Consider the following 14,997-nt stretch of genomic DNA (forward strand, 5'->3'; position numbering starts at 1 on the left):
CCTGTGACGATGGCTCCGCGGCGGGAGCCAGAAAGGTTAACGTACCAGGCACGGACGTTTATTGTCGAAAGTCCATCCCGGCACTAAAAATTGCATCGCTTCAGCATCGTCACGCGCACCCAGCCCCTGCTTCTGATAGAGCGCATTGGCCTGCATCACCTGATCCATATCCAGCTCTACGCCAAGACCCGGCTTCTGCGGCACCTGCACCATACCGCCCTTGATCTGGAACGGCTCTTTGGTCAGGCGCTGATTGCCCTCCTGCCAGATCCAGTGGGTATCAATGGCGGTAATAGCGCCCGGTGCGGCGGCGGCCACGTGGGTAAACATGGCCAGCGAAACGTCGAAGTGGTTATTGGAGTGCGAACCCCAGGTCAGGCCGAAGTCGTGACACATCTGCGCCACGCGCACCGAACCCTGCATGGTCCAGAAGTGCGGATCGGCCAGCGGAATGTCCACCGACTGCAGCGACAGGGTATGCCCCATCTGCCGCCAGTCGGTGGCGATCATATTGGTGGCGGTGGGCATGCCGGTCGCACGGCGGAACTCCGCCATCACTTCACGCCCTGAGTAGCCCTGCTCTGCGCCACAGGGATCTTCTGCGTAGGCCAGCACATCTTTGAGCTGTTTGCCGAGCATGATCGCCTCGTTGAGTGACCAGGCCCCGTTGGGGTCGAGGGTAATGCGAGCTTCAGGAAAACGTTTTGCCAGCGCCGTAACCGCTTCGGCCTCTTCACCGCCGCGCAGCACGCCACCTTTAAGTTTGAAGTCGTTAAAACCATATTTCTCATAGGCCGCTTCCGCCAGACGCACTACCGCATCCGGCGTTAACGCCTCTTCGTGGCGCAGGCGATACCAGTCGCACGGATCATTCTGCTGGTTCTGATAAGAGAGCGAGGTTTTAGTGCGGTCGCCGATGTAGAACAGGTAACCGAGCATCTCAACACGGTCACGCTGCTGCCCGTCACCCAGCAGCGAGGCGACGTTGACGCCCAGGTGCTGACCCAGCAGATCAAGCAGCGCCGCTTCGATGCCGGTTACCACATGAATCGTGGTGCGCAGATCAAAGGTCTGGTTGCCGCGGCCACTCGCATCGCGGTCAGCAAAAGTACTGCGCACCAGACTGAGGGTATTTTTGTACTCACCCAGCGTTTTGCCGATCACCAGCGAGGCGGCATCTTCCAGCGTCTGACGGATTTTCTCGCCGCCCGGAATTTCACCGACGCCGGTATGTCCGGCGTTATCTTTGATAATCACAATGTTGCGGGTAAAGAATGGCGAGTGAGCGCCACTGAGGTTCAGCAGCATGCTGTCATAGCCTGCGACCGGAATAACCTGCATGGCGGTCACTTTCGGTGTTGAACTCATCTCCTGCTCCTTATGCTGTTTTCCGGCCGAATGCCGGGCGCTTGCGATCAAAAGTCCAGCCGGGGATCAGATACTGCATCGCCGTCGCGTCGTTACGTGCACCGGCGGGCAGTGACTGATAAAGCTGATTGGCTTTGTTTACCTGGTCCCAGTCGAGCTCAATGCCCAGACCCGGTGCATCCGGTACGGCGATTTTTCCATTGCGGATTTGCAGCGGATTTTTCGTCAGGCGCTGATCGCCCTCCTGCCAGATCCAGTGGGTATCAATCGCGGTGGGATTACCCGGCGCCGCCGCACCCACATGGGTGAACATCGCCAGGGAAATATCGAAGTGATTATTAGAGTGGCAACCCCAGGTGAGGCCCCACTCATCGCACAGCTGGGCGACACGCACGGCACCGCTCAGCGTCCAGAAGTGCGGATCCGCCAGCGGAATATCGACCGCATTCAGCATCACTGCGTGGTTCATCTCGCGCCAGTTGGTGGCGATCATGTTTGTGGCGACCGGCAGGCCGGTGGCACGCCGGAACTCGGCCATGACTTCACGGCCCGAATAGCCCTGCTCCGCGCCGCAGGGATCTTCAGCGTAGCTCAGCACATCCTGCATCCCTTTACACAGCGCTATCGCCTCATCCAACAGCCAGGCCCCATTGGGGTCAACTGTAATGCGCGCATCGGGAAAGCGCTGCTTCAGCGCCGCCGCCGTGGCGATCTCCTGCTCGCCCGGCAGCACGCCACCTTTGAGCTTGAAATCTTTAAAGCCGTACTTATCCTGTGCCGCCTCAGCCAGCCGCACCACGGCATCGCTGCTTAGCGCTTCCTGATGGCGCAGGTGATACCAGTCGTGACTGGCCTGCTCACCAGTGAGATAGGGCAGATCGGTTTTACGCCGGTCGCCGAGATAGAACAGATAGCCCAGCACCGTGACTTCATCACGCTGTTTGCCCGGCCCCAGCAGTTCAGCCACCGGGACGCCCAGACACTGTCCCAGCAGATCGAGCAGCGCCGCTTCCAGCGCGGCCACCGCATTGACGCGCAGCTCAAAAGTCCAGGCACCGTTGCCAAAAGTGGTGAAGTCAGCCGACTGATTCCCTTTGTGTACCTGCTGCACCAGACGGTTCATGCGGGCAATCTGCTGGCCTAAAACCCGCGGAATCGCCTCCACCAGCGTCTGATAGATGGTGTCACCGCCGGGCGCTTCACCCACGCCGGTGTGGCCGGCGCTGTCGGTGAGGACCACAATGTTGCGGGTAAAACAGGCGTTGTGGGCACCGCCAATATTAAGCAGCATGCTGTCGTAACCGGCGACCGGGATAACCCGCATCTCCGTGATTACCGGGGAACTTTGCGTATTCATGATGCATCCTTACCGTGCCAGGATTTCAGTTCGACACGTTTGATATCACCGGCAATCACCAGGAAGCTGAATGCCGCAACAAAGGCATGAATGCCGACATAGACCAGTGCACCTTCAAAGGAACCACTGGTGGCGATGATGTAGCCGATAGCAATGGGGGTCACGATGCCGGAGAAGTTACCGAACATGTTAAACAGGCCGCCGCTGAGTCCGCTGATCTCTTTCGGTGCGGTATCCGCCATCACCGCCCAGCCCAGCGCACCAATGCCTTTACCAAAGAACGCCAGTGCCATAAAGAACACCACCACCCATTCGGTCTCGGTGTAGTTACACATCACCATCGAAATAGAGAGCAGCATGCCGAGCACGATCGGCGTTTTACGCGCGATATTCAGCGAGCCGGTTTTACGCATCAGCCAGTCGGAGATGACTCCGCCCAGGACGCCGCCCAGGAAGCCGCACACTGCCGGAATCGAAGCAATAAAGCCCGCTTTCAGAATCGACATGCCGCGCGCCTGCACCAGATAGACCGGGAACCAGGTGATGAAAAAATAGGTTAAGGCGTTAACACAGTACTGACCGAGGTAGATACCCAGCATCATGCGTGACGTCAGCAGCTGCTTAATCTGGAACCACTTCTCGCTCCAGCTCACCTTGCGGGTATCCTTTTTGACATCCATGTTGATCAGCGCGCCGCCCTGCTCCATGTACTCCAGTTCAGCTTTGTTCACGCCGGGGTGATCGGTGGGATCGTGGATCACTTTCAGCCAGATAAAGCTGAGGATGATGCCCAGGCCACCCATGAACCAGAACACATGCGCCCAGCCCACTTCAGAGACCAGCCAGCCCATGATGGGTGCAAAGATCACGGTGGCGAAGTATTGCGCGGAGTTGAAGATCGCCACTGCCGTGCCGCGCTCCTGCGCCGGGAACCAGGCGGCTACAATCCGGCTGTTGCCGGGGAAGGAAGGCGCTTCAGCCAGACCCACCAGGAAACGCAGAATAAACAGCGACATGATGATGCCGAAGCCGCTGAAGATATCCACGAAACCCTGCAGCAGCGTAAACAGCGACCAGGTAAAGATGCTCCAGAAATAGACGCGTTTAGAGCCGAAGCGGTCAAGCAGCCAGCCGCCCGGAATCTGGCCAATAACGTACGCCCATGAGAAGGCAGAGAAGATATAGCCCAGTCCGACCGAATCGAGGCCGATATCTTTGGACATCGCGGAACCGGCAATCGAGATGGTTGCGCGGTCACCGTAGTTGAATGAGGTGACGATAAATAACATCACCACAATCCAGTAGCGGGCATTGGTGCGCTTCTGCACCGTTTCCGCGGTCTGGCTGAAACTATTCATGATGCACTCCTGAAATATAGCGTGAGCTACATTCGCTCTGACTGCATACACATCGCGTTGGGTATCAGAGAGAAGTTGGGTTAAACACGGCGATCTTTTTGTTTTGGCAAACCTTTATTTATCCATCTGCGAGGTGGCAGCCAATGCGCTTCTGCGACCTCTGCGGATGAGTAATACGTCGTGACAGATAACCTGACTTTGGCTAACGGAACCCAGTATAAGAACAGCCTGAAGCGAGCACATTGGCACATCGCCCTGGAATAATGCCCGTGCAGAAGTGATTGTGTGGCGGATGCACAAAACCCTGCGGGATGGCTCACGAAAGCGGCAAATAACTGAGCAATAACCGCCTTAGGTAACGCTTTCCCCCGCTGTTTGTGAGGCTCTTCACTTGCTTCTGGATAATCGCCCCAAATCGATAAGGTGAATTGTCTCAATGGTGGTCATTTGCACAATGCGCGCCTTGCTCCGCCTCCCTATACTGAAGATGGCAAACAAACGTGTGACAGGTCAGAACATTACAGCGTGCCGCACAAGTACGGCACGACAGACGGGAAGGTGAGCGATGTACCCCAAAACAGATGAACAACCGCTCTATATCAAAGTCCATGAGCACGACAATGTGGCGATAGTGGTTAACAGCCTGGGCCTGCCGGCTGGCACGCAGTTTGCGGATGGCCTGACACTCACGGAGCATGTGCCACAGGGTCACAAAGTCGCGCTGCGCGCGATTAACCAGGGTGCAGAGATCGTGCGTTACGGCGAAGTCATCGGCTATGCATTACGGGATATTGCCCAGGGCAGCTGGATTGATGAGTCGCTGGTCGCGTTGCCGGAAGCGCCTCCGCTGGCGAGTCTGCCGTTAGCCACGCAGGTTCCGCCTGAATTGCCGCCGCTGGAAGGCTATACCTTTGAAGGTTATCGCAATGCGGATGGCAGCGTCGGCACGCGTAACCTGCTCGGCATCACCACCAGCGTCCACTGCGTGGCCGGTGTGGTGGATCATGTCGTACAGATCATTGAACGGGATTTACTGCCGCGCTACCCGAATGTGGATGGCGTGGTCGCGCTCAATCACCTTTATGGCTGCGGCGTGGCGATTAATGCACCTGCGGCGGTGGTGCCGATTCGCACGATTCATAACCTGGCGCTGAATGCCAATTTCGGTGGCGAAGTGATGATCGTCAGCCTGGGCTGTGAGAAGTTACAGCCGGAGCGTCTGCTGACCGGCACGCCCGACGTGCAGGCGATTTCGCTGGACGATCATGACATTGTGCGCCTGCAGGATGAGAAGCTGGTCGGTTTTGGGGCGATGGTAAATGAGATTCTGCAGGTAGCGGAGCGCCATCTCCAGCGGCTGAATCAGCGCCAGCGCGAAACCTGTTCTGCTGCAGAACTGATTGTCGGCATGCAGTGCGGTGGCAGCGATGCGTTTTCGGGCGTAACGGCGAATCCGGCGGTGGGCTTCGCGTCTGATTTGCTGGTGCGCTGCGGTGCGACGGTGATGTTTTCGGAAGTCACTGAAGTGCGTGATGCAATTCACCTGCTGACGCCGCGGGTGATTAATCAGGAAGTCGGTAAGCGCTTACTGGAGGAGATGGCCTGGTATGACAACTACCTCGACCAGGGCCAGACCGATCGCAGCGCGAATCCGTCGCCGGGCAATAAAAAAGGCGGACTGGCGAACGTGGTGGAAAAAGCGCTGGGATCGATCGCCAAATCGGGGCGCAGCGCCATTGTCGAAGTGCTCTCGCCCGGTCAGCGACCTACGCGACGTGGCCTGATCTACGCAGCAACCCCCGCCAGCGATTTTGTCTGCGGTACGCAGCAGCTGGCATCCGGTATCACGCTACAGGTGTTTACTACCGGCCGCGGAACGCCTTACGGTCTGGCTGCGATTCCGGTCATCAAGATGGCAACGCGCAATGCGCTGGCCGAGCGCTGGCACGATCTGATGGATATTAATGCCGGGACGATTGCGACCGGTGAAGAGAGTATTGAGCAGGTGGGCTGGCGATTGTTTGAGTTGATTCTGGATATTGCCAGTGGCCGGAAGCAGACCTGGTCCGATCGCTGGGGCATCCGTAATCAGCTGGCGGTGTTTAACCCGGCACCGGTGACCTGATATCACACGCCAGGCTTATCCTTATGCTGCGATAAGCCTGGCGTTGCCATCAGAGCTGCGCGCCCCAGGCTTCAACCCACGGAGAGGTCACCGCTTCCGGCTCAGGATTTTCGGTGGCATCAACCAGTAACACCTCACCGACCCGCTGTGCGCCCTGTTCCTGCAGCAGCGCATCGAAAGTTTTACCCGCGCCACAAAAATGGTCATAACTGCTGTCACCCAGCGCAATCACGCCATAGCGCAACGCAGGCTGATGACCGAGCTTATCTTTAACCGCATGGAACAGGCCTGAAATCGTATCAGGAAAATCGCCCTGTCCGGTGGTTGAGGTGACAATTAACGCCACGTCGCTGGCATAGTTCTGCCAGTCTGCCAGCGTCGGATCGTCAAACACGGTGACGCTGTGACCCTGCTGCTGCAGAAGGGGCTCTGCTTCTTCCGCTACCAGCAGCGCATTGCCGTATACCGTCCCTACAAAAATGCCAATCTTTGCCATCTGCTTTCTCCCTTATTCTGAAACGTTATCCTGTCCTGGCGCTGCGTTAAACTCAACCCGCGGCACCTCAGGAATGCGATCCTGCCAGCCAAACTGGTTCATCACGTTCTGCCAGACGCCATCCAGCCCGGCACGGATCAGTAAAGGTTCACCGATCACCGGATGGGTGAGTGCCAGGCTGCTGGCGTGCAGCATCAGCCGGTTAGCACCAAAGTGTTCAGCGGCCCCCCGGTTCTGGCGCAGATCGCCGTGCGCCGAATCGCCAATAATCGGATGACGCAGGTGCGACATATGACGACGCAGTTGATGTTTGCGGCCGGTTTTAGGGGCCATTTCAACCAGGCTGTAACGCGAAGTGGGATAGCGGCCAATGCCGACCGGCATCTCGACCGTTGCCAGTGACTGATAATCGGTGACGGCGGGCTGTGCGGTGCGCGCTTCAGTGGCATGCCTGTCAGCAATTTTATCCAGCTCTTCCACCAGCGGATAGTCGAGCGTTCCGCTGCTCTCCAGCCAGCCGCGTACGACAGCATGATAGGTTTTCTGCATCTGGTGCTGTTCGAACTGCAGGGAAAGCAGACGACCGACTTCGCTTGAAAGCCCCATCAGCAGTACGCCTGAGGTGGGTTTATCCAGACGATGCGCGGTAAACACATGCTGTCCAATCTGGTCGCGAACGGTCTGCATCACAAACACGGTTTCATGGCGATCCAGCCAGCTGCGGTGAACCAGCCAGCCGCTGGGCTTGTTGACGGCAACCAGCCACTCATCCTGATAGAGTATCTCCAGCATCAGTGGGCTGCATCCTTGATTAACGCGTCAAGCTGACGCAGGGTCAGCAGCAGCGGCGCAATACCGGGCTGGTCAGGCACCAGCGCCACCTCGTAGTAGGGAGCAACCGCAAAATTTTGCGGTAACGGATGCTGAGCAGCAATCAGGGCATGCATCCGCGGGATCAGCACCCACTGGAGCCACTGCAGCGGCTCCAGCGTATCCAGGCAAAAGGGTTCACGGCTCTCGAGCGCGTCTTCGGCCGGAGGGGTACTCTGCCAGAGATGGTGCTCACGCATCACCGCTTCCAGTTGCTCCAGCCGTTGCGTAATCAATTGTTCAGGCGTCATGCGCCACCTCCGGCAAGCAGTCAAAAATGGGCGGCAAGCATATCACTTGTTGGCACAGGCACAAAAAAAGGGAGCACTGTATAAACAGTGCTCCCGGTTCGTTTGCAGCCATCCTGCTACGTTTTTGCTCCCTGCTCTTCCATGACAACTTGTCCAGTGCGAACTCCTGTCGCGCATCGTCCTGATGTATCCTTAGCATCCTGGCCCACCACCTCTTCTGAGGGGGTTCTCATTCTCCATCCTGGAGGTGTCCCTTGCTCACTCCTGAGCGATCCTGTTTCATCCTGAAACCTTCCGTGTGCCGTAAGCTCCGTTACGTTCCTGCCTCATGGCTTATCATCATCCTGACGATATCTGTTTCCTGAGCATCCTGCAGTGGGAAACATTTTGACAGAACTCGTTACGCGCACAAGGTACTCACAGCGAAACTTTACGAAATGTGCTGCACAAATTCAGATTAACGCCATTAAGTTGATGATTCACAATATTTTTACATCACGGCCTTCCGGATGTCTCAACTGTTATATGGCGATCTCTCACAGCATATGTAAGAGATGTCTCACAAGCCAGGCGGCAAATCACTGCAATTCAGATGATAACCGGTTGTAATGACTTAAGAAATATCTCAAGACTTTCTGCCAGTACCACGCGCTGTTTACGACCAGGCTGCTCCAGAATCACTTCGCCGCTGAGATTAGACAGGGAGATGATCTCCTCCTCTGAATCGGTGGTGGCAATGAATAGCGTAGGCGACTGTCTGAGGCGGCGCTGCATCACCAGATGCCCAATCAGATTCTCCTGTAATCGCAGGAAATCCTCTTCACTCCACACCTGCAAAAGGGTCAGCTGATTCTCGCCAAAACGGGCCTGCATATCGCCGGCAAACTGCGTGGTATAGAACGCCGTGATCGGCGGCTGAAGCTGGATGTCGACCGCCCGCTCAATCGCATCCAGCGTCGTTGGCAGACTAAACGGCTGCGGCTGCCAGACGACCCGCTGCTCGCGATCTTCCAGTGCACAGGGCGAAGGAACGCCATAGAGATCGCTGCTGGCCGGCCCATGTCCCGCCTGCTGAAGCCAGTGCTGGCAGTATCGGGTGGTAAAGTCGCGCAACGCGGCGGCAGTTTGCTGCATCATTCATATTCTCACTTCTGATAGGTTACACTTAGCCACTTTGATTAATTTTGGTGGTAACCGCAATGACTACTCACGAACAGGATCAGGCGCTCAGTAACCTGACGCTGGGCAAACCCACAGCCTATCACGATCGGTATGACAACAGCTTACTGCAGGCGGTGCCGCGCAGCCTGAACCGTGAACCGCTTGGCCTGTTTCCCGACAGTCTGCCCTTTACCGGCAGCGATATCTGGACCCTGTATGAACTCTCGTGGCTCAACAGCAAAGGTCTGCCACAGGTTGCCGTTGGCGAAGTGGTGCTGGATGCGCAAAGCCGTAATCTTATCGAGTCGAAAAGCTTCAAGCTCTACCTGAACAGTTTCAATCAGACCCGCTTTGCCGACTGGGGTGAGGTTCGTCAGACGCTGGAGCGGGACCTGAGTGCCTGTGCTGAAGGGGAAGCGCGGGTCGCGTTGTTCCGTCTCAATGAAATAGAAGGTCAGCCGATTGGTCATTTTGAGGGTTGCTGCATTGATGAGCAGGATATCGCCATAGAGGATTACCGCTTCAATGCTGACTATCTGGCGGATGCCGCAGGCAGCGAAATCGTTGAAGAGACGCTGGTCAGCCATCTGCTCAAGTCGAACTGCCTGATTACCAACCAGCCCGACTGGGGCTCGGTGATGATCCGCTATAAAGGCCCGCGTATCGCGCGTGAAGCACTGCTGCGCTATCTGGTCTCATTCCGTCAGCACAACGAATTTCACGAGCAGTGTGTTGAACGCATCTTTAATGATGTGATGCGATTCTGCCATCCGGAAGCGCTGACCGTTTATGCGCGCTACACCCGTCGTGGCGGGCTGGATATTAACCCGTGGCGCACCAATGTGCCCTTCTCGCCCGGTTTTTCGCGGCTGGTCCGTCAGTAGTTTGCGAGACTTCTCTCAGGCTGGGTGCCGTAAGCGCAGTTCCGCTTGAGCTGTGCGGGCCGACAAGGCTACTCTGGTGAAGGCGGCAATCTGCGGGTTGCCGACCAGGGATTTTCGTCACTGCCATTGCAGTGCCAATCAGCACCCAGGCGGGTGCAAAGGAGTTCATTTGATTACCCATATCAGCCCACTTGGCTCAATGGATCTGCTCTCGCAGCTGGAAGTCGACATGCTCAAGCGCACAGCCAGCAGCGACCTCTACCAGCTGTTTCGCAATTGCTCTCTGGCCGTGCTTAACTCCGGCAGCCAGACTGACAGCAGCCACGAACTGCTCTCCCGCTTTGAGAATTTCGACATCAACGTGCTGCGCCAGGAGCGCGGCGTCAAACTGGAACTGATCAATCCGCCGGAAGAGGCGTTCGTAGATGGCCGCATCATCCGCTCACTGCAGGCTAACCTGTTTGCGGTGCTGCGTGACATCCTGTTTGTCAGCGGCCAGCTCAACATACCGGGCCGGTTAAGTGCAGCCGAAGAGAATGATTCCGCCACCATTACCAACACGGTGTTTTCCATTCTGCGTAATGCGCGGGCTCTGCATATCGGCGAGTATCCCAACACCGTAGTCTGCTGGGGTGGTCACTCAATCAACGCCGTTGAGTATCAGTATTGCCGCAATGTCGGTACGCAGCTTGGACTGCGTGAGCTGAATATCTGTACCGGCTGCGGGCCGGGCGTGATGGAAGCACCGATGAAAGGCGCAGCGGTTGGCCATGCCCAGCAGCGCTATCGCGACAGCCGCTTTATCGGCCTCACCGAACCCTCAATCATTGCAGCTGAACCGCCAAATCCACTGGTGAATGAGCTGATCATCATGCCGGACATTGAAAAACGTCTGGAAGCGTTTGTGCGTATCGCCCACGGCATCATCATTTTCCCTGGCGGCGTCGGTACGGCTGAAGAGCTGCTCTATCTGCTGGGCATCCTGATGAATCCGCAGAACAACAATCAGGTGTTGCCGCTGATTCTGACCGGGCCGAAAGAGAGCGCCGATTACTTCCGCGTGCTGGATGATTTCATCGTTAACACCCTAGGTGAACAGGCGCGTAAGCATTACCAGATCATCATTGATGACGCGGCAGAAGTGGCGCGTCTGATGAAGAAAGCGATGCCGCAGGTGAAAGAGAACCGTCGTGAAACCGGCGATGCGTACAGCTTTAACTGGTCGATTCGCATTGAGCCCGATCTGCAGGTGCCGTTCATGCCAACGCATGAAAATATGGCCAACCTCAATCTCTATACCAATCAGCCTCCCGAGAAGCTGGCTGCCGACCTGCGCCGCGCCTTCTCAGGTATTGTCGCCGGTAATGTTAAAGAGATGGGCATCCGCGAAATCCGCGAGAAGGGACGCTACAGACTGCATGGCGATCCCGACATCATGCACCGCATGGATGAGCTGCTACAGGGATTCGTTGCCCAGCAACGCATGAAACTGCCAGGCACCGCCTACATCCCCTGCTACGAAATTATCAAATAACCCAGGAGGCAGCCCCCGGGCTGCCGATACGCTCATGGCTCTTCATCTTGTTATTGTTGACGCGCTGAATCTGATTCGCCGTCTGCATGCGGTACAGGGCTCACCCTGTGTCGACGGCTGCGTGGCTGCGCTGCGCCAGGTACTGGGTCACGCCCGTCCGACTCACGCTGTCGCAGTATTTGATGGCGAGGCACGTCATCAGGGCTGGCGACATCAGCTGCTGCCCGATTACAAAAGCGGTCGCCCGCCGATGCCAGACGATTTACAGGCAGAGATGCCGGCGTTGCAGGAGGCCTTTCGTTCGGCAGGTGTAAGCTGCTGGATAGCGGGCGAGGATGAGGCAGATGATTTAGCGGCGACGCTGGCGGTGAAAATGGCGCAGGCCGGACACCTGGCCACCATCGTGTCCACCGACAAAGGTTACTGTCAGCTGCTGGCCCCCGAAATCCGCATCCGCGACTACTTCCAGAAACGCTGGCTCGATCTGCCTTTTATCGAGGCTGAATTTGGCGTGGCACCCCAGTTACTCCCCGACTACTGGGGATTATGCGGCATCAGCAGCAGTAAAATTCCAGGCATCACCGGCATCGGCCCGAAAAGTGCGAAACAGCTGCTGGCAGAGTTTCACACGCTTGAAGGGATCTATCAGCAACTGGATCAGGTGCCCGCTAAATGGCGGGAAAAGCTTGCAGAAGGCCAGCAGATGGCTGAGATCAGCCGTCAGGTGGCCACGCTGAAGCGGGATCTGGTATTGCAGGGCAATCTGAATACGCTGCGTTATACCGGCTGAGTGCAGCTGCACTCAGCCCGGCGATTAACGTTCGTCGCGACGGCCACCGGTCGCTGCCCACATACGACGCACATGTACCGTTACCTCTTCGCGGTCATGATAAAGCTGGCGGGCGCGAATCTGCACGTTGATGCCATTCTCATCAAAGCGCTCCTGCATCATGGCCAGATTCTGCGTCACCTCTTCATAACGCTTTTTCATCGGCAGCTTCAGGTTGAAGATGGCTTCACGGCACCAGCCGTTAACCAGCCAGTCGGTCATCAGGTTAGCCACACGCACCGGCTTTTCGACCATGTCACACACCAGCCAGCTGATATTGGTGCGGGGTGGACGGAATTTAAACCCGTCGGCTTTCTCGTGCATCACCTGGCCGGTATCCATCAGGCTGGGGGCCATCGGTCCGTTGTCCACCGCATAAACCATCATGCTGCGCTGGACCAGCTGATAGGTCCAGCCGCCCGGGCAGGCGCCGAGATCCACGGCGTACATGCCGCTGGCTAAACGCTCATCCCACTCATCCGCAGGAATAAAGACGTGGAACGCCTCTTCCAGCTTGAGGGTCGAGCGGCTTGGTGCATCGGAGGGGAACTTAAGCCGTGGAATACCCATGTAAAACGGCGAGCTGTTTTCCCGGATCGAGTAGCCGACGTAACAGGTACCTGGCGCAATGAAAAACACATGCACCACAGGGCGTTTCGGACTTTCATAGTTCAGCAGAATCTTGCTTTCACGCAGTGCTGAACGCAGCGGCACGGTGAACTTACGGCAGAATTTGGTCAGCTCTTTGGCTTCGTTCGTGTCCGGCACTTCAACACGCAGTTCGCCGCCCTTCTCCACCACGCCGGTCAGCATGCCGACGATCGGGGTGATGCGATCTTCCTGCGGCAGGTCACGCAGCATTTCACCGACAACCAGCATCTGCCGGGCAAAGATCAGCTCGTCAAACGGTAACTCACGCGCCAGACGCTCAGCATCTTCAAACTGATAGCACTCAAACAACACGTAGCCGGAGTCATCTTTAACCCGCGGAAAGCCGTAGATTTCACGTTCCGCTGCTTTGGCACTGATTTCTGCCGCACACTCTTTTTCAAAACCGGGACGACAATAGAGTAAAACTTTATTCATGGCGTTCTGCCTTTCGTTTAAGACGCAGCGCGCCAATCAACATCAATACCCAACCGGCGAGGAAACAGATCCCGCCTACCGGTGTGATAAAAACCCAAAACTTCAGATGTGACAGCGCCAGACAATAGAGGCTGCCACTAAACAAAACGGTGCCGAGCGCCATCAGCGCACTGCTCCAGTAAAACCAGATATTGGCGCGGCGTAGCATCGCGGCACCCAGTCCCATCACCGCTAACGTGTGATAAGCCTGATATTCCAGCCCGGTATGAATCCAGGCCATCTCAGCCGCACCCAGCGACTGACTTAAAACGTGGGCACCAAATGCGCCAAAAGCCACCAGCAGAAAGCCGCTGATAGCCGCAAAAACAAACATGGCACGACTGGACATTAACCTATCCTCAGGATGCTTTTGCATCGTAATGCAAATAAATCAAGATGTTATTGTTGATAGCGAAAGCGGAATTTTTCTTGTTCGGTTGCAGCTTTTTCCAGGATCCACTGTCGGAAGGCGGCTATTTTACCCAGTTCTGCCTGACTGTCATGACAAACCAGATAAAAAGCGTTTTTACTGACTAATACATCATTAAAGGGGCAGATTAATCGCCCGGCCTCTATTTCGCTCTGCGCCATGACGTTGTTGGCCAGCGCCACGCCCTGACCATGAATCGCCGCCTGCAACACCATGGCGCTGTGGCTGAAGATCGGCCCCTGCTGCACGTTGATATGCTGTAAACCCAGTTGGCGGATATACGATTGCCAGTCACGGCGGGAGGCATCATGCAGCAGGGTAAAGCGCGAGAGATCCATCGGGGTTTTCAGCGGATTATCGCCGGTCATCAGTGATGGCGAACAGACCGGCAGCAGATATTCGGCATAGAGTTTTTCAACCCGCAGGCCGGGCCAGTTGCCACGGCCGTAGAAAATTGCCACGTCGACATCGTCGGCCAGTTTCTCTTCATCGCGGTCAACGGCCTGGATACGTACGTCGATTCCCGGATAAGCCATATTAAAGCTGGAGAGGCGGGGAACCAGCCACTGAATAGCAAAGCTCGGCAGTAAACTGACGGTCAGCGCGCCCTTGGCACTGCGCGCCTGCAGTTTGCGGGTCGCTTCGTTAATTGCCGAGAAAATCTCTTTGATGTCGAGATAGTAGCTTTGCCCTTCTTCGGTCAGTAACAGCGAACGATTCCTCCGGCGAAACAGCTTTAACCCCAGAAAATCTTCCAGAGATTTAATCTGATGGCTTACGGCAGCCTGGGTGACAAACAGCTCTTCAGCGGCTTTGGTAAAGCTTAAATGGCGCGCAGCGGCATCAAAAACCCGCAGTGCGTTAAGAGGAGGAAGGCGTTTCGACATGGTTTTCCGTATCCGGATCGGCGAAAAATACGCAGGCTTATACAAAGCGTTTACGTATTAGAATTTTTAATCCGAGGCATTATAATTTGTCCGTTGAGGAACCTCCAGCAAATACCTATAGTTGCCGCACTTCCTGAGCCGGAACGAAAAGTTTTTAGATTTGTGAGTGAGTTCGCAGATTTTCTGAAAGCTTTTGGCTTGTGGTCGTGATGTTGTGTTTGCAATTTTTGATCCGACGATTGCGGATCGAACTCTTAATTCCTGTAGATTTACCCTGTCTGTCCATAGTGATTTTTAAATAGCACCGCAAATTGCGGTGCTT

Annotated in this window: 14 protein-coding genes; 4 read left to right on the forward strand and 10 right to left on the reverse strand. The window is 56.1% G+C overall.

The genetic code is table 11. The annotated features are described in order from the left end of the window. Positions 1-36 precede the first annotated feature (36 nt). From gudD to AC6I8E_RS14755, 3 genes are read right to left on the reverse strand one after another with little or no spacing between them, the layout of a single operon-like run. Positions 37-1,368, reverse strand: coding sequence for a glucarate dehydratase (gudD, locus tag AC6I8E_RS14745; protein WP_033783974.1), 1,332 nt, complete (start codon positions 1,366-1,368; stop codon positions 37-39). A 10-nt stretch (positions 1,369-1,378) separates the two neighbouring features. Further along, positions 1,379-2,725, reverse strand: coding sequence for an enolase C-terminal domain-like protein (locus AC6I8E_RS14750; protein WP_147790007.1), 1,347 nt, complete (start codon positions 2,723-2,725; stop codon positions 1,379-1,381). Beyond that, positions 2,722-4,083, reverse strand: coding sequence for an MFS transporter (locus AC6I8E_RS14755; protein ID WP_033733627.1), 1,362 nt, complete (start codon positions 4,081-4,083; stop codon positions 2,722-2,724). Before AC6I8E_RS14755 ends, AC6I8E_RS14750 begins: the two co-directional genes overlap by 4 nt. A gap of 565 nt (positions 4,084-4,648) precedes the next feature. Here AC6I8E_RS14755 and garD point away from each other — a divergent pair. Then, a complete protein-coding gene (garD, locus tag AC6I8E_RS14760; RefSeq protein WP_013358892.1) occupies positions 4,649-6,208 on the forward strand; it encodes a galactarate dehydratase in 1,560 nt (519 codons plus the stop codon). Between the two features lie 49 nt (positions 6,209-6,257). Here garD and AC6I8E_RS14765 read toward each other — a convergent pair whose 3' ends face one another. The 4 genes from AC6I8E_RS14765 to syd all read right to left on the reverse strand — a co-directional run bounded on the left by AC6I8E_RS14765 (position 6,258) and on the right by syd (position 8,962). Then, positions 6,258-6,704 (reverse strand): flavodoxin, encoded by a 447-nt coding sequence (locus AC6I8E_RS14765; RefSeq protein ID WP_013358893.1) that lies wholly within the window; start codon positions 6,702-6,704, stop codon positions 6,258-6,260. A 12-nt stretch (positions 6,705-6,716) separates the two neighbouring features. Beyond that, entirely contained in the window at positions 6,717-7,496 is a 780-nt protein-coding gene (gene truC, locus AC6I8E_RS14770) for a tRNA pseudouridine(65) synthase TruC (protein WP_095706743.1), read from the reverse strand. Then, the gene (locus AC6I8E_RS14775; protein ID WP_013358895.1) at positions 7,496-7,825 is read right to left on the reverse strand and encodes a YqcC family protein; all 330 of its coding nucleotides are present in this window, start codon (positions 7,823-7,825) and stop codon (positions 7,496-7,498) included. Before AC6I8E_RS14775 ends, truC begins: the two co-directional genes overlap by 1 nt. Before the next feature lie 588 nt (positions 7,826-8,413). Then, positions 8,414-8,962 (reverse strand): SecY-interacting protein, encoded by a 549-nt coding sequence (gene syd / locus AC6I8E_RS14780; RefSeq protein WP_013358896.1) that lies wholly within the window; start codon positions 8,960-8,962, stop codon positions 8,414-8,416. A 62-nt stretch (positions 8,963-9,024) separates the two neighbouring features. Here syd and queF point away from each other — a divergent pair, with 62 nt between their 5' ends. From queF to xni, 3 genes are all read left to right on the forward strand, one after another. Next, a complete protein-coding gene (queF, locus tag AC6I8E_RS14785) occupies positions 9,025-9,870 on the forward strand; it encodes an NADPH-dependent 7-cyano-7-deazaguanine reductase QueF (RefSeq protein ID WP_013358897.1) in 846 nt (281 codons plus the stop codon). A gap of 169 nt (positions 9,871-10,039) precedes the next feature. Next, entirely contained in the window at positions 10,040-11,404 is a 1,365-nt protein-coding gene (ppnN, locus tag AC6I8E_RS14790; protein ID WP_201252825.1) for a nucleotide 5'-monophosphate nucleosidase PpnN, read from the forward strand. Between the two features lie 34 nt (positions 11,405-11,438). Then, positions 11,439-12,194: a flap endonuclease Xni gene (gene xni / locus AC6I8E_RS14795; RefSeq protein WP_013358899.1), complete on the forward strand. Its 756-nt coding sequence runs from the start codon at positions 11,439-11,441 to the stop codon at positions 12,192-12,194. Positions 12,195-12,218: 24 nt separating this feature from the next. Here the strand turns inward: xni and rlmM are convergent, their stop codons facing one another. Genes rlmM through AC6I8E_RS14810 form a run of 3 tightly spaced genes read right to left on the reverse strand, consistent with a single transcriptional unit; the run spans position 12,219 to position 14,675 of the window. Then, positions 12,219-13,319: a 23S rRNA (cytidine(2498)-2'-O)-methyltransferase RlmM gene (gene rlmM / locus AC6I8E_RS14800; protein ID WP_033783981.1), complete on the reverse strand. Its 1,101-nt coding sequence runs from the start codon at positions 13,317-13,319 to the stop codon at positions 12,219-12,221. Further along, the gene (locus tag AC6I8E_RS14805) at positions 13,312-13,707 is read right to left on the reverse strand and encodes a DUF423 domain-containing protein (RefSeq protein ID WP_013358901.1); all 396 of its coding nucleotides are present in this window, start codon (positions 13,705-13,707) and stop codon (positions 13,312-13,314) included. Before AC6I8E_RS14805 ends, rlmM begins: the two co-directional genes overlap by 8 nt. A 50-nt stretch (positions 13,708-13,757) precedes the next feature. Continuing rightward, positions 13,758-14,675, reverse strand: coding sequence for a transcriptional regulator GcvA (locus AC6I8E_RS14810; protein ID WP_003854641.1), 918 nt, complete (start codon positions 14,673-14,675; stop codon positions 13,758-13,760). Positions 14,676-14,997 lie beyond the last annotated feature (322 nt).

This window comes from Pantoea sp. X-Soil-YNGN-785, assembly GCF_059730585.1.